Source organism: Paenibacillus sp. FSL K6-1217, from assembly GCF_045040735.1.
Classification (GTDB): Bacteria; Bacillota; Bacilli; order Paenibacillales; family Paenibacillaceae; genus Paenibacillus_AQ.
The window spans coordinates 5,705,016-5,723,828 of record NZ_CP150271.1 but is presented as its reverse complement, the minus strand read 5'-3'; the positions used below and the strand labels follow the sequence as shown (position 1 = coordinate 5,723,828).

The 18,813-nt window shown below is 55.5% G+C and carries 16 protein-coding genes; 4 read left to right on the top strand and 12 right to left on the bottom strand.

The features are described from left to right. Positions 1-26: 26 nt before the first annotated feature. Together coxB and MHH28_RS25275 are read right to left on the bottom strand one after the other, a co-directional pair. Positions 27-1,076: a cytochrome c oxidase subunit II gene (gene coxB, locus MHH28_RS25280; RefSeq protein ID WP_405106620.1), complete on the bottom strand. Its 1,050-nt coding sequence runs from the start codon at positions 1,074-1,076 to the stop codon at positions 27-29. Between the two features lie 418 nt (positions 1,077-1,494). Further along, entirely contained in the window at positions 1,495-1,683 is a 189-nt protein-coding gene (locus MHH28_RS25275) for a hypothetical protein (protein ID WP_019913840.1), read from the bottom strand. A 525-nt stretch (positions 1,684-2,208) separates the two neighbouring features. Here MHH28_RS25275 and MHH28_RS25270 point away from each other — a divergent pair. Next, positions 2,209-2,547, top strand: a complete 339-nt coding sequence (locus tag MHH28_RS25270) for a DUF4870 domain-containing protein (protein ID WP_405106616.1) — start codon at positions 2,209-2,211, stop codon at positions 2,545-2,547. Between the two features lie 102 nt (positions 2,548-2,649). Further along, complete coding sequence (locus tag MHH28_RS25265; RefSeq protein WP_405106614.1) at positions 2,650-3,603, top strand: diacylglycerol/lipid kinase family protein; 954 nt, start codon at positions 2,650-2,652, stop codon at positions 3,601-3,603. Between the two features lie 92 nt (positions 3,604-3,695). On the opposite strand, the gene MHH28_RS25260 is transcribed toward MHH28_RS25265, so the two are convergent. The 7 genes from MHH28_RS25260 to MHH28_RS25230 form a co-directional block, all read right to left on the bottom strand. Beyond that, a complete protein-coding gene (locus tag MHH28_RS25260; protein ID WP_405106612.1) occupies positions 3,696-4,826 on the bottom strand; it encodes a sensor histidine kinase in 1,131 nt (376 codons plus the stop codon). Next, a complete protein-coding gene (locus MHH28_RS25255) occupies positions 4,804-5,487 on the bottom strand; it encodes a response regulator transcription factor (protein WP_405106610.1) in 684 nt (227 codons plus the stop codon). Before MHH28_RS25255 ends, MHH28_RS25260 begins: the two co-directional genes overlap by 23 nt. Before the next feature lie 35 nt (positions 5,488-5,522). Beyond that, the gene (locus tag MHH28_RS25250; protein WP_405106608.1) at positions 5,523-6,080 is read right to left on the bottom strand and encodes a VanZ family protein; all 558 of its coding nucleotides are present in this window, start codon (positions 6,078-6,080) and stop codon (positions 5,523-5,525) included. Between the two features lie 102 nt (positions 6,081-6,182). Then, positions 6,183-7,046: a hypothetical protein gene (locus MHH28_RS25245; protein ID WP_405106606.1), complete on the bottom strand. Its 864-nt coding sequence runs from the start codon at positions 7,044-7,046 to the stop codon at positions 6,183-6,185. 255 nt (positions 7,047-7,301) lie between these two features. Then, positions 7,302-7,607 carry a hypothetical protein gene (locus MHH28_RS25240; RefSeq protein ID WP_405106604.1) on the bottom strand — a complete coding sequence of 102 codons (306 nt, stop codon included), beginning with the start codon at positions 7,605-7,607 and terminating at the stop codon, positions 7,302-7,304. A 49-nt stretch (positions 7,608-7,656) separates the two neighbouring features. After that, on the bottom strand, positions 7,657-8,475 hold the full coding sequence (locus MHH28_RS25235; protein ID WP_405106602.1) for a TrmB family transcriptional regulator: 819 nt from the start codon (positions 8,473-8,475) through the stop codon (positions 7,657-7,659). A gap of 36 nt (positions 8,476-8,511) precedes the next feature. Further along, positions 8,512-9,342 (bottom strand): zinc ribbon domain-containing protein, encoded by an 831-nt coding sequence (locus tag MHH28_RS25230; RefSeq protein WP_405106600.1) that lies wholly within the window; start codon positions 9,340-9,342, stop codon positions 8,512-8,514. A 270-nt stretch (positions 9,343-9,612) separates the two neighbouring features. Here MHH28_RS25230 and MHH28_RS25225 point away from each other — a divergent pair, with 270 nt between their 5' ends. Continuing rightward, positions 9,613-9,987, top strand: a complete 375-nt coding sequence (locus MHH28_RS25225; protein ID WP_405106598.1) for a hypothetical protein — start codon at positions 9,613-9,615, stop codon at positions 9,985-9,987. 290 nt (positions 9,988-10,277) lie between these two features. Next, positions 10,278-10,940, top strand: coding sequence for a GTP pyrophosphokinase family protein (locus MHH28_RS25220; protein WP_405117246.1), 663 nt, complete (start codon positions 10,278-10,280; stop codon positions 10,938-10,940). 772 nt (positions 10,941-11,712) lie between these two features. Here MHH28_RS25220 and MHH28_RS25215 read toward each other — a convergent pair. From MHH28_RS25215 to MHH28_RS25205, 3 genes are all read right to left on the bottom strand, one after another. After that, the gene (locus MHH28_RS25215) at positions 11,713-12,558 is read right to left on the bottom strand and encodes a hypothetical protein (RefSeq protein ID WP_405106596.1); all 846 of its coding nucleotides are present in this window, start codon (positions 12,556-12,558) and stop codon (positions 11,713-11,715) included. Positions 12,559-12,597: 39 nt separating this feature from the next. After that, the gene (locus tag MHH28_RS25210) at positions 12,598-15,687 is read right to left on the bottom strand and encodes a DEAD/DEAH box helicase (protein WP_405106594.1); all 3,090 of its coding nucleotides are present in this window, start codon (positions 15,685-15,687) and stop codon (positions 12,598-12,600) included. Between the two features lie 618 nt (positions 15,688-16,305). Next, a complete protein-coding gene (locus MHH28_RS25205; protein WP_405106592.1) occupies positions 16,306-18,780 on the bottom strand; it encodes a TIM-barrel domain-containing protein in 2,475 nt (824 codons plus the stop codon). Between the last annotated feature and the right edge of the window lie 33 nt (positions 18,781-18,813).

Below are 18,813 nucleotides of genomic sequence, written 5' to 3'. Positions count from 1 at the left end.
GCTGCTTCTGCTTCAGTCACAGGCTCCTAGTCCAGTGTATAACCGGCCAGATATTCGGCAATGCCGTCGATCTCTTCATCGCTTAAGCCCATATCCTTAGGGCTTGGCATCTTGTTGCCGGGCTTCACGCTCTGCGGATCATGCAGCCAGGTCTTCAGATTCTCCAGGATCGGTGCCCCGTCTTCACGGGTGTCGTCATTCAGCAAAATGCCGGCAACCGATTCACGGGAGCCGATTCCGGTCAGGCTGGGAGCTACCGGTGATGCAGGCATGCTGCCGACCGCATGGCAGGTCAGGCACTGGGACTTGAATTTCTCGGCCAGTGCCGGGTCTTCCGGCATCACAGACTCCGGCGCCTTCATGGAAGCGACCCATTTCTCGAAGGCCTCACCGCTGACGGACTTCACCTTAAACTCCATGAACCCGTGGGAAGGGCCGCATAGCTCTGCGCATTTCCCGCGGTAAACGCCTTCATTCGGCGCACTGAAGCTGAAACGGTTGACTGTGCCGTCGGGATTGGTATCCATTTTCCCGGCCAGTGAAGGTACCCAGAAGGAATGCAGCACATCCTTGGTGCTCAGCTCGAAGGCAATGTGCTTGCCCTTAGGAATAATCAGATCCTGTGCGGTCGTTATTCCGTAATCCGTATATTCGAACTCCCACCAGTACTGATGGCCGGTCACCTTGACCTTAATGGCGTCCTTGTCATCCGAATGATCATTGCCGGCAGCAAACACCACTTTCACCGTGGGGATTGCCAGCACAATGACGAGAATAAGCGGGATGACTGTCCACAGCACCTCGAGCTTGAAGCTGCCTTCCACCTGCTTTGGAATCTCATCCTGATCCTTCTTCCGGCGGAAGCGAATCCATACATATGCCGCAATGGAGAACACGATCAGCAGCACCACAATCATGATCATGATTGACAGCTTCATCAGTCCGTAAGAGCTTTCTGCTACGGGTCCCTGCGGTCTGAGTACCGACAAGTCCTCCCGCCCGCATCCGGCCAGAAGGAGTCCAAGCGCTGCTGTCATGGGAAGAAGCCGCTTACCAGCCTGCCACGTTTTCATCATTGATCTACCCCGCTTTTCCCGAATTCGTAGATTAGAGTATTTTCCTGTCAATTATAACAATCACTATTAATATAAGTTCGCCCCACTGTTTTGTCAATCGTTCACAACAATTTCACATAATCATTTTTGGATCATGGAAAGCTTGTCAACACTGATTTTAAAAGCGCTTTCAATCTTGCTGGAAAACTGTTAAACTACTTTTGAAGCGTATTCATATGTAATTGTGTCTATTAATTCATTTGACAGCTCACTTCGGCATACAAAAAACGGCATACAAAAAAAACCGTTTCCAGATGCAGCAGGCTGCCCGGGCACGGTTTATGAGAATCCTCATGGATGTTATCGCTCGAATGTAAATTGAATGTATAGTGTCGGAATCACACAGCACAAAACAGAGTTAACCGCTCTGCCCGCTGCTTCACGAGACGGAAGAATTCATTCTAACCAGCTCATGCTCCACAACCATGGTCAGCTCTTCCTCATAGCCTCCCGTGATCCGATACTTCCGGACGTACTCCTTCACAAATTTCTTGGGATCTTTGGGCCGGAAAATACGTGTCATTTCCCGTAGACTTTCCTTGACTTCGTTATGACCTTTACTTGCCATGATCAGTTCCCTCCCAAAACATTGAAAATGAATGCTCCGTTGTAGAGAATGCATGATGAAAAGTTCGCCGTAACCTTGAAATGCAAGTTAAGAACCATTACACATACGCGGCTTGCATTACCCGTCCAGACTACCATTCCAGTACCTTGGAAATCCGCCTTGCCGGTGAAGCAGGTTCGTCGTGATTTGGGCTGAGAGTAAGGATGTCCCACTGCAAAGACACCTTGACACTTTAGTTACCCGAAGAGCCACTTGCTGAATCACTCCTTTCGGGCCTTATCGTTATATTGTATCATATTCCAGATTAACTTCCACCTTTCCATGTAAAAATGCAAATGGAAATTTTTTATAGTATATGCTTGCCCTCCCGTTTGGGAACCTGATAGTAGTGTACCCCTTTTCCCAGAAATTATTGAACACCCTCCCCGCATGGCTCATACTTTCCCCGTACAACTCATAGGCTTGTAGGGAAGAAGCACGAATATTTATTGTTTTTTCCTCTACAATCCAAGGAGAGTGAGCCCTTTGTCACCTTTCAGATCTTCCACCGGACTGCCTGATAACATTGCCGCCGCCTTGAGTTATTTCTTCCCGTTCATCGGCCCGATTATTTTCCTCGCTCTGGAGAAGCGCAGCCGCTTCGTCCTGTTCCACTCGCTTCAATCCCTGATTGCCTTCGGAGCGCTCATGATCGCCCATGTGCTCAGCGGCTTCATTCCGCTTCTCGGTGGTCTGGTTGGCGCCCTGATCTCCCTCGTCAGCTTCGCGGTTTGGCTGCTGATGATCTACCATGCCCTGGGCAGCAGATGGTTCAAGCTCCCCTGGGTGGGACAAATCGCCGAAAGCCAGCTGCGGCAGCTGTAGATTCTGTAGCTTCGGTGAAGCAGAAAATAGTTTCCCATTTGCCTGCCTACTCCTTACAATGGGATAAGACATGCAGGAATCTACAGGCTGGGGGAAGCATCCATGTATTTGTTCATCATAAATTCCCGCTCCGGCGGCGGAGCGGGGCGGCGGACCTGGCACAGCGTGCAGGCCTTGCTTGCGGCACGGGCCGTTCCATATGAAGCGCTGTTCACACAAAGCGCTGACAGCGCGGAGAGCCAGACGCTGCACGCGCTGGCCCGCCGCGAGGACTGGCACGCCGCCATCGTTGTCGGCGGCGACGGCACGATCCACAGTGTGCTGGGCGCACTGCGGCGCAGGGGAGTCCCGCTGGGAGTCATCCCGGCGGGTTCGGGCAATGACACCGCGCGCGGGTTCGGCATCCCGCTAGCGCCTGAGGCAGCGCTCGACAACGCGCTGCAGGAGCGCTGCATCGAAGCCGATCTGCTCTCCGCGGCAGGGAAGCTCACCCTGACGGCGGTGGCCAGCGGCTTCGACGCGCAGGTGGCCGTCAATGTGAACGGCAGCCGCTACAAGCGGCTCTGCAACGCCATTGGCGCCGGGCGCCTAGCCTATATCATCGGCATTCTGCATACGCTGATGACCTTCAAGCCCTGCCGCGTCAGCGTGACCTGCGACGGCAAGGAGCACGCCTTCGACCAGGCATGGCTGGTCTCGGTCTGCAACCTGCCCAGCTACGGCGGCGGGCTGCTGATCTGCCCGCAGGCGGAATCAGGCGACGGCCTGCTTGACGTCTGCGTCGTCCACGGGGTCAGCCGCGGGCAATTGCTGCGGCTGTTCCCGACGGTGGTGAAGGGCAGGCACACGAAGCTGCCCTATGTCACCATGCTGCGCGGACGCAGCGCAGCCGTGCACTTCGCGCAGCCGCGCCACGCCATTGGCGACGGCGAAGCGCTGGGCACCGCGCCGCTGGCCGTGGCTTGCGAGCCGGGCGCGCTGCGCGTGCTCTCGCCGCTGGCGGCAGCCGCAGCGCCGGGCGCAGCCGGGCCTGGTTCCTGTCACGCCAGCATCTGAGACAGGCATCGGGCTTCCTGACGCCCTGAAATGCAAGAAATGCCTCTACTGGCGCGCGGATCAGCTCCGCGCGCCAGTAGGGGCATTTCTTTTTATGTTTTTTTAAGCAGCCTCACGACAAATGAGGTTGCTCCCGCCGTACTTTTCGCCTCAATCTCCCCGCCATGCAGTTGAACGATGCTTTTGGCAATAGCCAGCCCGAGGCCTGATCCGCCTGTGAATTCAGAACGGGACTTCTCCACTCTGTAGAATCGCTCGAAGATATAAGGCAGGTCCACACTTGGGATCGTTTTGCCGTAATTCTTTACTTCCACTTCAACCGCCTGCCATGAGTCCCTTACAGACAGATCGATATATTTGCCTTCTTTTCCGTAGCGAATGGCATTTTGAATCAGATTTTCAAACACCCTGGCTATTTTACTGCCATCCCCCGGGATGACAGGATTCTCCGACGTTATGAACGTCCTCATGTGCATGCCTGCTTCCTCCGTCTGAAGCCTGTGCTGCACCACTAACTGGTTCAGCATTTCTTCAATATTGATGGATTCGGCGTTTACAAGGATTTCTTTATTTTGAACATAGGTATACTCGAACAGGTCATTTAATACATGATGCAGCCGCTGAGCCTTGGCATAGACAATCTGCATATAAGCTCGAAGCTCCACTTCGTCCCGATATTCATCCTGATTGATTAGATTCAGGTAACCAATGATCGAGGTTAGAGGAGACCTGAGGTCATGGGCAACATTCGTCACCAGCTCGTTCTTGATCTGTTCGGCCCTGCGCTCCTCCACGGCGGCCTGCCGGGCCTGCACGGCAATATGATTAATGTGGGCAGCAAGCTCATCCAGACCGGCGGCCTCCCGCTCTTCCAGCCTATAATCCAACTGCCCGCCAGCGATCATTCCGGCTTCACGGATCAGCTGACGAAGCTCGGCGGCAATATAACGCTGCCTCTCCCTCCGGTAGAACAGGAACAGGCAGAAGAAGAACACCAGCAGGAATCCAAGCGAGGCCGCCTGTCTCTCTCCCAGAAGGGCAGTGATCGTTCTCATCATGAAGTCTGCCAAGCTGTACCTTTTCTGAATTTGTATAAGCGAAAACAACAGTATGGTTAATGTAACCGTTGAAGCCAGGAGCGACAGCATAACATAGAGAATTCCTCTCCAGACCGGGAGGGCTCTGAGAATATGAAGCGGATTATTTTTCAATTTTATAGCCAACTCCCCAGACCGTTTGAATAATAGCCTCTCCTGTTGCAGCAGCAATTTTATCCCTCAGGTTGCTGATATGAACCATAACTGTCTTATTCGATCCTGAACCCATTTCATTCCATACCTGTTCAAAAATCTCCTCGGACCCGAACACTCTCCCGCGATGCCTCGCCAGCAGATACAGAATATCAAATTCGATTGCGGTCAACCGGATCTCCTGATCCCGGACATGGACCGTGTGGCTTTGCTTATCGATCTTCAGGGAGTGAATGTAGAGGCTGTCCGGCTCTTTGGCCGCAGGCTGATAATTGGCTCTGCGCAGCAGTGCCTTCACCCGGGCGGTTAATTCCAGCGGATTAAACGGCTTAATCATATAATCGTCCGCGCCTGTCATCAGCCCGACAATTTTGTCCATATCCTCCGCCTTGGCGCTTAGCATCAGGACGGGTATTTCATGCTCTTTTCTAATCTCCCGGCAGACTTCCAGCCCATTCATACCGGGCATCATAATATCCAGAATCATAAGGTCAACCGGGTGCTGCTCCATGAATCGAAGGGCTTCCGGCCCATCCTGCACCGTAAAAATCTGATAGCCTTCATTGCGCAGGTACACGCCGATCAACTCGGCAATTTCTTTGTCATCATCTGCAATAAGTATCTCGGTAGCCATACGTCTCCCCCTCGGATCATGTGCTGTGTCCCCGGCTATAATCTTAGCTTATTCAACCATTGTTTCCCATCCCCCCACTTAAATAGTCTGCTTATTAGGAGATAACCCACAGCAGCACCGGCAGTATTGGCGATAAGGTCATTAATATCGGTGCTCCGCGCGCTGCCGCAGACGATTCGGATTATTAACTGAAGGACTTCAATAGACAAGCTGACGCAGAACCCGTAACGCACTACCTTTGTTAAGGACTTGAACTTCCGGTGGAGCAGCGGCAAATACATACCCAGCGGTACGAGCATTACGATATTTAAGACAAATGTTGTCAGGTCGAGTGTTAACAGGGGAAGATAATTAATCGTCTTGTACCAGGGAATCAGGTTGGCATATTTGCCGATATTCACATCAATGGGGAAGAACACCAGATGCATCACACAGAGCAGATAAATGCTGAAGGTTAAGATTGTAAAATATTGTCCCGCGCTGTGCATCCTGTTGTTTAATAACGCATCAGCTATGAGGTACAAAACAAACAATACGAATAAAGGCACCAGAACATAAGGGGACTGAATGGTAAACATAATGGATTGCCCCACGCTATTTCCTCCACTTCACTTGATCGGTAATTAGGCTGAAAAAGGGGCTGCGTCAAGGGACTGTAACATGAAACAATCCCTCTCGTCAGCCCGACCTGTTCTTTACTTCGTAACCGGAATGATGTGACCATCGACCGACAGGCTGGTGACCTCCGCTGCATCCAGGAAGACCCTTTGACCGTCTTTGTCCAGATTATAATGCCATTCAAATCCACGGTCTGTTGTACTGGTCGAGCCTAGATAGAGTACAGTCTTCTGCCCGTCCTTCGTCGTCACGCTCACTTGGGGGCTATATTCCGGTAATTGATCGGTTGGCCCTGTGACCCGCTTCCCTTCAAGAGCTACTCCAATTGCAGAGATATTACCCGCTTGAATCGACAGCTGTTCCTGCTGGTGCGACAGGGTATGGTCTATGGCTATATTGTAGGAGGAGTTGCTCTCCTCTGCTGTAAAAGAATTCTTGAACGGCCCCTTCACAAGAATGGCTCGCGTGTCATTATCTTCGATCGCATCCGCCTTAACGGTAAGCTTCTTACCGTTCAAGCTGGCCGGTGTTTCAACATCGAACATAGCGATGATCTTCTTGCCGTCCGCTGTCACCCGCTGCTCCACCATGTAATTGACATCCTTATCCCCGTGAAGTTCAAGGGCAGGAATCACTGCTTTCTTAGGGAAAAGGGTACCGTCTTCCTTCGCAAACGAGACGACAATCAGCGCGCTGTTGCCTCCGATTATGCTTTGCTCCACCGTTGCTACAATGCCGGCCTGAACTGTAGACTGATGAATGGCGGTCACAGCTCCCTCTGTAATTCCGGCGTTCCCGCCTGTGAATAGTTTAAAGAACCCATGATCCGGTGAAGCCAGTGCTGAGGTTCCCATTGCCGTTAAAGAGATTGTGGCAACGATCGCCGCACCTAATGCCCATTTCTTCTTTGCTGGTTGTCTGACCTTCTGATTGTTGTTCATTGTCCATTCCTCCATCTTATTTTTGGTTGTGTTCTTTGGGAATGTACTCAGTATAGTCAGCAGTTTCTAAGTTCTTTTAAAGAAGTTTTAAAGATTTACTAAATTTTTCGAGGATAACCCAAATTAAGCAGGCCCCGCGGAGGATGATCCGGGGGGCCTGCTGTATGTGTGGCTTATGCTATTGTTCATCCAGATGATTAATCAAGTTGTATCAGCAAGTTCCGGTATTTCCAGACGGAGCCTGCTTCTTGTGGGCTACAGCCCTGTTGGTTTCTGAGGCAGCAGGTTGCCGACAATCGACTTCAGCTCGCCCTCCGGCTTATTACTCTTTTTCCCGTTGTCAAAGCTGGTAATGCGGATCTCGGAATAGCTTTCTCCCGGGGCTACGGGCTTGAAAATCCATTTCTCCCGGTTATCCAGCCGCACGTTGAACTTCATGTCCTTGAACATATCCACCAGCTCCCGTTCTCCCGGGGTCTTGCCTTCTTCCAGGAACAGCAGTCCGCGCAGCGGCTTGATGCCATCTGCATGCTGCACTTCAAAATGAACAATACACTCCATGCTTGTCACCTCCCTTGGTTAGTGAACTTGGGCACTTACTGATTCAGTCCTATTCCTCCGGCTCTTCCCCGGATTCCTCCTGATCATGCAGCACATATTTGTTGTAGATCCGGCTGTAGCGCTCCCCGTAGCGTTTCTGCAGTTCGGGGCCCATATCTTCCTCCAGCTCGAACAATACCATTTCCTGTGTAAAATGATTGAGGAGAAGCTCCACCAGCACCGGATGCTCCGTCACTACCGCCTGGGCGCTCCCGTCCTCATAGCGCATGCCGAGCATGCACCAGCTCCGGTCCACGACGAAGGAGAACTTCCGGCCTCCGCTGCGCTCCGGCTTGCCCGGCAGCGGCGGCCAGACCGGGTAAGGCGCCGGCACAGCGTTGCCGCCGTCAAAGGCCCACAGCAGCTTCACACCGCGCAGCTCCGCCTGCTCAAGCTCACTGCGCAGCAGCGAGGCTTCCTCCCGCCACACATCCACTACAATCTCCTGAGCGGCAAGATTCAGCTGGCGGACCAGCTCTCCCATCACATTCCGGTCACCCTCCACATTGTAGAAGGAGGGGCTGACCGGGCCCCCGCGCGGCATCTCGCTCTCCATATAGGCAAGCGAAGCCTGCACCCGCCCGGAGATCATCGTGGCCAGCTCTTCCGGGTCCAGCACACTGTAGCGTGCCGGCTCCCCTTCTCCGCAGCGCACATAGCCTTGCTGGGTCAGGCGCTGAAGCGCCGCATATACGTTAGATCTTGATACTCCTAGCTGCTTTGCCACTTCGTAGCCCGAAGCCTGGCCCTTGGTGGCCAGCTCAACCATAATTTTGGATTCCATCTCTGTGAAACCCAAATTGCGCAGATGCAGCAGCAATTGTTCCATCTATGTTGTCCCCCTAAGCTGTCTGTACTACACGGTCTATATTTGTTCCGAGCCGCAGCGCGGGCACCACATGGAGCCCTTCGGCAGATCGGCGCGGCAGATCTGGCATTTCACAATCTCCCGTGTATCTGTTTCTGCGGCTACCAACTCTTCGGCTGGCTCGCTTGCCTTCCAGTCCCTGATCCGGCGGTCCAGCTCCAGTTGCCGCTCCCGTTCACGTTCCAGTTCATCCGCCTCCCGGCGGCTCCGGTCAGCACCCGCAGCCAGCCGGTCTGTCTCCTCCGGCTCTGCCTCTTCTTCCGGTTCAGGCAGCACCTCGGCATACTGCACGCGAGCTTCGGGTCTTCGGGCCAGCTCCCGTTCCGCTTCGGTCAGTTCTTCCTCGCCGTAGTACTGATCCTCCTCATCTTCATGCTCAAGAACCGTATGTACGGTAACTGCAGGTGGCGCAGCGGCAGCGGCAGCTCCCGAAGCCGGTTCTTTACGCAGTGAAATTTCCTTCTCCTGCGGCTTGCGTGCTTCCAGCTTACGTCCGCAGTGCGGACAGAAATTGGCCTCCAGCGCTACGATCTGACCACAGGCGCACAGGCGTTCATTTCTCAGCTCGGCAATTCTTGAGCGCACATCCTCGATCTGCTCCTGCAGCTTGTTACAGCCCCGCGCAAGCTCGATCATCTGGCCTTCAGCCACCGACATATCCCTTGAACGATATCCCTCGTAGAACAGCTTCCCCATTTTCAAAAATTCAACCTGCATCTCATGCTCAATATCCGAAATCTGCCCATTCAGCTTGCTCACTTCCACCGAGCTTTGCGCTTTTTCACTCACCCGGCTGGCACCGTCTTTAATGCGTTGCAGAAAATTCATTGTAGTTCCTCCTTCTCCAGAGTGAGAATAGGCTGATTCGCAGCCGCGTATTTCAATTGCCGCTCCATACAGCAGCGTAAAACGTGATTCTATCATACCAAAAGTCCACAGCAGATTCATTATTTGTCGTCATGTGGTAAATACCAAGTATAGGCGGCTTGCGTTCTTACTTGGAATGAGTATGCTGCGGAAGAAGCAATCATACGTATGGTCTTCTGCTGTATCCGTTCCCGCGTACCCGTACATTATCCAATCATGGAGGGATGAATTGTGCCTGACGATAACCTTAACCGATATTTCGTCTCTGTGAACCACGGTCTGATTCAGGAAGAGAGAAGCGAGTCAAGCGAGTATGAGGTTCTGCTCTCCAGTGACGAGCTGACCGTGCTTCAGGACCTTCTCACCGATTTGGCCAGCGGGGATGACTACGCCTTCCGGCGTGCCGTGGTCCCCTATAAGTCAGCCGATCATGATGATGGCGCAGAGCAGTTCGATGACGCCACCATCCGCCTGTTCCAGTATCTGCATGACCACGGTACCGATGAGACACGCCAGCAGATCGAAAGCTTGAACGTCCTGCAGAAGCTGGAGAACACAGGCTATCAGGATGAAGGATACGGCACAGGCTCTCCCACCAACAAATAAGGATAAGGATGAACGGAGCTTGGGCGTAAGGACGGCCTAATGCCTATACTGTGCTAATACGCGCCTGAGTGAAGAATGTTTCTCTCCGCGCAGGGTTACGGTTTTATTTTGCTTCCGGGGCTTAACATCGGTTAAAATAGAATCAGATCAGCTGCAAGCACTGTATAAGATTGCCGTCGTCATCCATTCATGGTCTACAGTCACAAATTACGATCACCGGGAGAGTTTCAGTGGAAGAAAATGATAGTACACAGGTAACATTGAACAAGTTGCAGGTCCATGTGAAGGATATGCAGAAATGGCAGATTAACGAGGATTTCGCCAGTCAGGTTGAGAATTTCAAGGCGTTGCCGGCGCTGTACCGTCATGCTCTGAATGAGCTTGAGAATAAAATCGATATCATCCGGACCGAGTGGCAGGTGCGTGACGGCTTCAGCCCGATTGAGCATGTGAAGTGCCGGATCAAAGAACCGAAGAGCATTGTGCAAAAGATGCAGCGCAAGGGCTATGAGCTTAACCTTGATAATATGGAACAGTACATCCATGATATTGCGGGGATGCGAATTGTCTGCGCCTTCGTCAAGGACATTTACAGGCTGGTAGATCACCTGTGCGCCCGCGAGGACATCCGTGTGCTTGAGATCAAGGATTACATCGCCCATCCGAAGCCGAACGGCTACCAGAGCCTGCATCTCATTGTGGCGATTCCGCTGGTGCTGCTCGACGGCACCCGCTGGGTGAAGGCAGAAATGCAGCTCCGTACGCTGGCAATGGATTTCTGGGCCAGCATGGAGCATATTCTCTACTATAAATTCGACAAACAGCTGCCCTCGCATGTGGCCGAGGAGCTGAAAGAAGCGGCCCGCGCCGCCGATGAGCTGGACCAGAAGATGCTCCGCCTGCGCCGGGAGATCCTGGAGCTGTCCGAAGGCAGCGGCGGCACCGAGCCTTAATTGTGCAGTACAGAACACACATAAACTTAGGATGAATTGGCCGCAGCTACGCCTTTATCCGGCTACAAGAGGGGCACTTTTGTGCTCCTCTTGTGTTTTGCTGGCTTGATGTGGCGGGCCCGCCCTACCACCCAGTTTGGGCTAAATCAGGGGCACTTCTGCCCCTCATTCCCGCCTTCCGCCCGATTCGAGCTAATTCAGGTGCACTTCTGCTCCTCATTCCCGCTTCCCGCCCGGTTTCGCCCAATTCAGGTGCACTTCTGCTCCTCATTTCCACCTACCGCCCGATTTGGGCTAATTCAGGTGCACTTCTGCTCCTTATTTCCCCCTACCGTCCGATTTGGGCTAATTCAGGTGCACTTCTGCTCCTCATTTCCGCCTGCTAAATATCAGCTAAATGTCCGCACGTCAACTTCCGGCCGATTCAGAGGGATTTATCCCCTTCATTCCCTTGCAGCCTCCCGCAACCTACCCGGCGCACTGCTCTCAAAACTAATATTACTTGTAAGATCATCTCTTGCGTTCGTGTCCCGGCATCTGATTCATTTCCACCAGTTGGTCTAGTTTACACTCTATATTACTTAAAGAGCAGCTTCAGTCGCCGCACAAACATTGTAGCCTACAGCTCATTCAATCCCACCGCACCTATCCGTGCAACCCGGAGCTTACTCAAGCCCTACTCACGAACCCATGCACCTACAGCTTACTCAAGCCCCTACTCACGAACCCATGCACCTACAGCTTACTCAAAGCCCACCTCACGAACCCGCAGCTACAGCTTATTCAAGCCTGCCGCACGCTTGGCGGCAGCTTCCGCGACCCGGCGCATTAGCAGCGTGAGCCCTTCACGCGCCTTGGGTGTCTGCGGCAGGAGTGTGCTCCAGTCCTCCTCCGGCTCCATCACCTCAGGCATAGCCGGGAACGGCCGGGAGGCGATCTCATGGAACAGCGGCCCCGGCTGATGCAATGAGCCCTCAGCCGCTGCCTCGGCCAGCCACTCGCCTGAGGATACAGCCGGACCCTTGCGCTCCAGCCGGGCCAGCTCGGACGCGAGCGACACGGCCGCAGGCCCGCCTTCTTCTGTGCTCCGCTCATTCTCCTGCTCCGCCCACAAGGCGAATACGCCGGAGAGCAGCTCTTCCTTGGACAATCCGCGCAAGGCGAACGCAAGCAGCGGCTCCTTGGTCAGTTGCTGCCTGATAAGCTGCACCAGCTCCTCAGCGGGCAGCAGACCCGTGCCCTGTTCATCCGCTGCCAGCCTTAACTCATCTTCCGCAGGCAGCAGCTCCAGCGCAGCAAGCCCGCCGTTCAGACTGCCCTGCAGCAGATCATACAATTCACCCGGATGTGCAGAGAGCTGATGCAGCACTTCATTCTTCCGGGCGGGCGTCCACTGCGGAATGTGTAGAGTGACAGCCTCCCGTTGTACCTGCGGTAATGGCACCTGCTGGTCTTGCCGCACCGGTTCCACCCGCTGGCCCCGCACTCCCTGCTTCTCTCTCCCGACTCCGGCTTTGCCGCTGCGTCTGTCTGCTCCTTCAGCAGCAGGTCCCAGACTCCCGGTCGCCTTGATGACTCCAGGCAGCACCTCCAGCCGTAGCTCCAGCAGCTCATTCATAGATGCTTCCTCCTTCTGCCTTACAATGTGTTGCCTGATCTACATCCAATCCTGTCCCTGCAGTTCAATCAGCTCTTTCAGCTCATGGTTGGACATCTCGGTCAACCAGTTCTCGCCGGAGCCGACGACCTGCTCGGACAGGCTTTTTTTGCGTTCAATCAATTCGTCGATCCTCTCTTCCAGCGTCCCCTGGCAGATCAGCTTGTGCACCTGCACATTCTTGTGCTGACCTATCCGGAAGGCGCGGTCCGTCGCCTGATTCTCCACGGCCGGGTTCCACCAGCGGTCATAATGCAGCACATGATTGGCCCGTGTCAGATTGAGGCCGACGCCTCCCGCTTTGAGCGACAGTACGAAGAAGGCGGGACCGTCCCCCTCCTGAAAAGCATGCACCATCTCGTCGCGCTCGCGCTTCGAGATTCCGCCATGCAGGAACAGCGGCGTCTGCCCGTATCTTCGGGCCAGCCGGCTGACAAGCAGCTCGCCCATCGCCACATACTGCGTGAAGATCAGCGCCGACTCGCCAAGCTCGGAGATGCTGTCCAGCACCTCGAACATGACATCCATTTTGCCCGAAGGCTCACTGCGCACGCTCCGCCCCTCGTCCTTGCGGAACAGCTGGGGATGATCGCAGATCTGCTTCAGCTTGGTCAGGGAAGACAGCACCAGCCCGCGCCGGGCCATGCCCGAGCGTTCGCCGATGACACCAAGCATCTCGTCCACAACCCCCTGATACAGCGCGGCCTGCGTCTCCGTAAGCGGACAATAAGACTTCAGCTCAAGCTTCTCCGGCAGATCCTTCGAGATATCCGGGTCACTCTTGAGACGCCGCAGCAGGAAGGGCGAGACCAGGCGGTGCAGCTCACGCAGCCGTTCGCCGCCTTCTCCCGACACATAACGCTGGCGGAAGGAATGATACGTCCCCAGGTAGCCAGGGTTGAGGAAGTGAAAAATCGACCACAGCTCGCCCAGCCGGTTCTCCACCGGAGTCCCGGTCATTGCGATCCGGTGCGGCGCGGTCAGCTTCATGACGCTCTGCGCCTGCTTGGTGCGGTGATTCTTGATGTACTGTGCTTCATCCAGCACCACAGTGGACCAGCGTACCCCGGCCAGATCCTCGCTGTCCCGGCCCGCCAGATGGTAGGTGGTCAGCACAATCTCATGGCTGACCGCCAGCTCCCTGAACCCTTCGCCGCGTACCCGCCGCCCTCCATGATGAATATGCAAGCTAAGCGAAGGGGCGAAGCGCTGCAATTCCCGCTGCCAGTTCCCCAGCAGAGAGGTCGGGCAGAGAATCAGCACAGGCTCCTGCTTCTCGCCCGGCGGTGCATTCAGCGCCCGGTCCAGGAGGCAGGTGATGACCTGCACGGTTTTACCGAGGCCCATGTCATCGGCCAGACAGACTCCGAAGCCGAGACTGCTGAGTGCCGTAAGCCATTGATAGCCCCGCTCCTGATAAGGGCGCAGCGTTCCGTTCAGACCCTCCGGCACCGGACGCAGCGGCATCCCGCGCAGCACATCGCCGTGCATAAGGGAGGCCAGCAGGCCGGAGGTCTCCATGCCTGTAACCGACATGCCCTTCCATAGCCGCTCATCGCCGTCCTCAGCCTCCAGACGCATCCAGTCGGCCGCCGTCATCTCTCCACTCTCGTTACGCTTCATATATCTCAGGACCTGACGCACTTCCTTCGGGTCCACTTCAATCCATTCTCCCCGGAAGCGTACAAAAGGCACACCCGCTTCCACCAGAGCATTCAACTCATCCTCCGTGATGTCTGAATCCCCCAGAGAGGCTTCAATACGGAAGGAGATCAGCTCCTCCATGCCCAGCGCCGGCTGCACCGGGCCGTCCGTTCCGCCCGCCGGCGGCTGCATCTTCATTCTCATGCCGATCCGCCGCCGTCCCTCCCGGCTCCAGCGCGAAGGCATCTGCACCGTAATTCCCCGTTCCCGCAGCTGCTGTACGCTGTCCTTCAGGAAGAAATACAGCCGCTCCGGCGGAAGCTCAATACCGCGCGGGGCCGGTTCAGCCAGCGACCGCAGGATGTCCGGCGAACTCTTCGCCGCCCGTCCCAGCGCCGCAAGCAGCTGCTGCTGAATATTGCGGTAGCGCTTGCCCCATAGGGTGAATTCCCGCTCCGGGCTGCTCCAGACCGCTTCCGCCGGAATCCAGAATTCACCCTCCTCCCGGCTCTCCGCCCAGAAGGTCAGCTGCCACAACTCGCTCTCCTCCGCCGGCGGCTCCAGCCGCAGGCCCAGGCTAAGCTGCCCGCTGCGGGCCTCCTCAGTCTCGAAATGCGGCACCTCATGGCCCGCTGTCTCGTTCACGACTGTCAGCAGCTCCGTCACCTCAGCCGGGGTCCCCTGCACGGGGATATCCCGGCTTCCCGTGAGCAGACTGTTCCACCACAGCTCAGTCAGCGGAGAATAGCCGCGGCGGTAATTGGCCTTATACGGCGACAGCGCACTCTCATGGGCGGCAACCACATTCTTGATCTCGGCGGTCATGACCGCCTGCAGGAAGGAATACAGCACATAGCCGCCCGCTTCCTCGCGCGAGGACAGGTCGCCTTCCTCGGCAACGTGTGTGCCGAGTGCAAGCACCGGCATAGAAGCCGCCATCTGCAGGAAGAATTCCTTATCCGCCTCTTCCCGGAACGCCGGTGACCAGCATACGGCAGCGGCCTGTTCGCCGCCGCGCCGCCGCGATCCGACCTTGCGCGGCGGCTGGGCGCCGGGCACAATCCCGCCCTTACCCATCAGCTCCAGCGCGAAGCGGGCCGCTGCCGACCAGTAGCGCAGCTCTCCCCCGGGCTCGATGCCCTGGGCACGGCTGGCCTGTTCATCCCAGGCCAGCAGCAGCTCGAAGGCATCCTTCGGCGACAGCGCCAGCCCTTCCAGTGTGCGTCCGGGCAGTCCGCGCCGCGCCGGCCTGCCCTCCACAGCAGCGGCCGCAGGATACTTAACCTCTGCCAGCCGCAGCGCAGCACCCGCAAAAGGACGCCACCCGCTGCGGAGCTCCAGCCGCTTGATCACGCGTGTCCATGCGTCCACCTTCGGCTCGGAGGTTTCGCCCGAGAAGCAGAATAATACGTCCCCTAACCATATAGCATACAGATGCTTAATCATTGTTGATCTCCATTCTTTTGAGCAGACAGCAAGAGCCAGCCCTTCCAGACCGGAAGACTGTCTCCTTCTGCGCGAGAAGTATATTATGAGGCTGCACCCGCAGCATGAACTGTACAACCATTCGATGAACGCTTAAGTTATTGCTGCAACTTTTTCTTCATCCCTTCATCTTATACGAAAAACCATATATTTAAAAACCTTTCTGCGCTTTTTCTGCGATTTACAGCAGATTTTTGTTCAGAGCGGCCCATTACAGTTCAGTTAGCGTTACTTCCTCAGCAGCAGACGGGCCACAAAAATGAGGCAACGATCCAAATTGTTGCATAAATGTCAACTCCGGCTCATTAATAGTTGGCTTTGAGGGGAAATGTTGCAGGAATGTCAGCAATTCTCTCAAATAGCGACTGCGGGGAGCGGGATTAATGCATTTCTTACAACATTTCGGAGTTATGCTCGCGATACTAAAGGGAATGTTGCCTTTTGAGCAGGATTATACCTCGTTCCTTCCTTGCCGGTCAGCATCCCCTCCCCCACACACACCACAAAAAACCGGCCCGCCCTCTTTCCAGGCGAAGCCGGTCCTTAACTCCAGCCAATCCGTGCTATGCTACATAGCTCTTATGGGTTAACTTCATCTGCACCCTGCTCCTTACCCGCCAGAATCCGCAGTTCCCCGCTCTCCGCAGCATCTGCCACCTGAACGATGATCGCGCCGTTCTTGCCGTTATAGGCCCAGCCCAATCCCCCCTCATTCAGCTGCTCCAGGCTGATCTCCGCAAGCCCCTCCACCGCAGCTGCGGTGAAGAACGGATAACAGAGCGCGAACCGCAGCGTCTCCCTGCGCGGCTTGTAGCCGTGCACCGCATACGCCCACTTCAGCACCAGCGCATCCCCCTGGCCCTCGGCCTGGACGGCAAGCTCCGTATACTGCCCCTTGCGGTAGCTGAAGCTGTGGCCGTCATCCTCATACAGCCTGAAGGACGAAGAGAAGCCCTCAGCCGCTTCCGCCCCATAGAGGTGGAAAATAATTGTCTCCTCCGTATCCTCCAGCGCATATTGTCTCAGCGGGCCTTCGGCCACGAAGCTGCCGGCCTTCACATACATCGGCATGATGTGCAGCGGCGCAGCGGCCAGAATATGGCGTCCGCCTTCGTGGATCTCTCCGTCCCAATAATCCAGCCAGCGGCCTTCCGGCAGATAGACAGAGCGGTGATCCGTATCCGGGCGATAGACCGGGGCAATCAGCACATTTTCACCCAGCAGGAACTGGTCGCACAGGTTACTGACATGCGGATCACGCGGATATTCGAGCACCAATGGACGGATGACAGGCAGACCGCTCTTCTCTGCTTCATGAAACAGATTATACAAATGCGGCATCCAGCGGTACCTCAGCCCGATGAATTCACGCAGAATCCCTTCCACCTCTTCCCCGAAGGACCACGGCTCCTGGCGCAGCGTCCCGATGGAGGAGTGATTCCGGCAGTAGGGGAAAAACACGCCCATTTGCGTCCACCGCACCAGCAGCTGCGCCGACGTATGATGGGCGAACCCGCCGATATCCGGCCCCGCGAAGGCCAACCCGGACAGCCCCATGTTCAGCACCATAGGCATCGCCATCGCCATATGCTCCCAGAAGCTGCGGTTATCGCCAGTCCATACGGCCGCATAGCGCTGGATACCCGCATATCCGGCACGGGTCAGCACGAAGGGACGCTCGCCCCCCATATGCTCGGCCAGCCCCTCATAGGTCGCCTTGGACATCATCATCCCGTACAGGTTATGGTACTCCTCATGAGTAACCGGCCGCCCGTTGTTGAAGTGCATCACATCAAGGTCCATCGTCTTGGATTCATTAAAGACCGCAGGCTCGTTCATATCGTTCCAGATGCCCTGAATCCCGAGGTCGGTGTAATATTGATGCAGGTCTCCCCACCACTCGGCGGTCCGGCTGTCGCTGAAATCCGGAAAGGCACTGATCCCCGGCCACACCTCACCGAAGAAAATATCGCCCTCCAGGCGGCGGCAAAAGTGCTTTTCCAGCACACCTTGCTTATACACCTCGTATTTGGGGTCTTTTTTGACGCCGGGATCGACAATCGGGACAATGCGCACGCCCAGCTCCGCGAGCTCCGAGATCATTTTCTGCGGATCAGGGAAGTTGACAGGGTCGAAGGTGAACACGCGGTACTCGTCCATATAGTGGATATCCAGATAGATCACATCGCACGGGATATTCTTCTCACGGAAGGTCTTGGCAAGCTGCAGTACCTCCTGCTGATTCATATAACTGTAGCGCGACTGGTGGTAACCAAGCGCCCACTTCGGCGGAAGCGCGATCCGGCCGGTGAGTGTGGTGTATCTTTTGACGACATCCTTCATCTCGGGTCCATTAATGAAATAGATATCGTACGCTCCCGTAGAACAGCCAATGGTAAAAGCAATGCCGTGCGAGCGCATGTCAAAATCACTCCGGCCCGTATTGTCCAGAAACAGCCCGTAGGAGAGATCACCGTGCATATGGATAATCAGCGGGATCGATTCGTAGAGCGCCTCAATCTCCGGCAGATGCGGAGCGAACACATCGGTGTTCCAGTTCGTATAACGCTCCCCGCGTTTGTCCAGGAAGCTTGATTTCTCACCCAGTCCGTAGAAATGCGAGTCCGGCTGCATATCATATTCCGCATGGCTCGCGCCGCGCGGGTTCCAGCTCGCCAGATTCTGCTGCATGATCACCTTGCGGGACGTATTCTCCACCCGGAGCTGGAACGAGGTCTTCTCAATAATCAGCCGGATGGCGCCGGTAGAGAAGATGAGCTCCTCTTCTGTCTCCTCCACCGGGAACAGATGCGGGATACAGCACTCCTTCAGGACCGCCTCCGAGGTGGTTAAGTCCGGCACCCTGCCATGGAAGACCTTCATCCGGAACATATCATCACTCAGGAAGATAAAAACCATCCCGGCGCATTCCCCCCGGACGATATACACATTCTCAGAGCGTTCCCAGGACACCACGCTGCCCGGCGTGTTCCAGGTCTCTTTCATCACCAGCGGCCCCATCTTCTCGGGGCGTATCGCCTCACTGCTATCCATTGAAATTTCTCCCCCTTCGCTGCTTGCTGATCC

Bases quoted from the DNA above. Each gene is read 5' to 3' on its own strand.
- coxB (WP_405106620.1), bottom strand. From the start codon at position 1,076: ATGATGAAAACGTGGCAGGCTGGTAAGCGGCTTCTTCCCATGACAGCA.
- MHH28_RS25275 (WP_019913840.1), bottom strand. From the start codon at position 1,683: ATGGCAAGTAAAGGTCATAACGAAGTCAAGGAAAGTCTACGGGAAATG.
- MHH28_RS25265 (WP_405106614.1), top strand. From the start codon at position 2,650: ATGTATTTGTTCATCATAAATTCCCGCTCCGGCGGCGGAGCGGGGCGG.
- MHH28_RS25255 (WP_405106610.1), bottom strand. From the start codon at position 5,487: ATGGCTACCGAGATACTTATTGCAGATGATGACAAAGAAATTGCCGAG.
- MHH28_RS25245 (WP_405106606.1), bottom strand. From the start codon at position 7,046: ATGAACAACAATCAGAAGGTCAGACAACCAGCAAAGAAGAAATGGGCA.
- MHH28_RS25240 (WP_405106604.1), bottom strand. From the start codon at position 7,607: ATGGAGTGTATTGTTCATTTTGAAGTGCAGCATGCAGATGGCATCAAG.
- MHH28_RS25235 (WP_405106602.1), bottom strand. From the start codon at position 8,475: ATGGAACAATTGCTGCTGCATCTGCGCAATTTGGGTTTCACAGAGATG.
- MHH28_RS25230 (WP_405106600.1), bottom strand. From the start codon at position 9,342: ATGAATTTTCTGCAACGCATTAAAGACGGTGCCAGCCGGGTGAGTGAA.
- MHH28_RS25220 (WP_405117246.1), top strand. From the start codon at position 10,278: ATGCAGAAATGGCAGATTAACGAGGATTTCGCCAGTCAGGTTGAGAAT.
- MHH28_RS25215 (WP_405106596.1), bottom strand. From the start codon at position 12,558: ATGAATGAGCTGCTGGAGCTACGGCTGGAGGTGCTGCCTGGAGTCATC.
- MHH28_RS25210 (WP_405106594.1), bottom strand. From the start codon at position 15,687: ATGATTAAGCATCTGTATGCTATATGGTTAGGGGACGTATTATTCTGC.
- MHH28_RS25205 (WP_405106592.1), bottom strand. From the start codon at position 18,780: ATGGATAGCAGTGAGGCGATACGCCCCGAGAAGATGGGGCCGCTGGTG.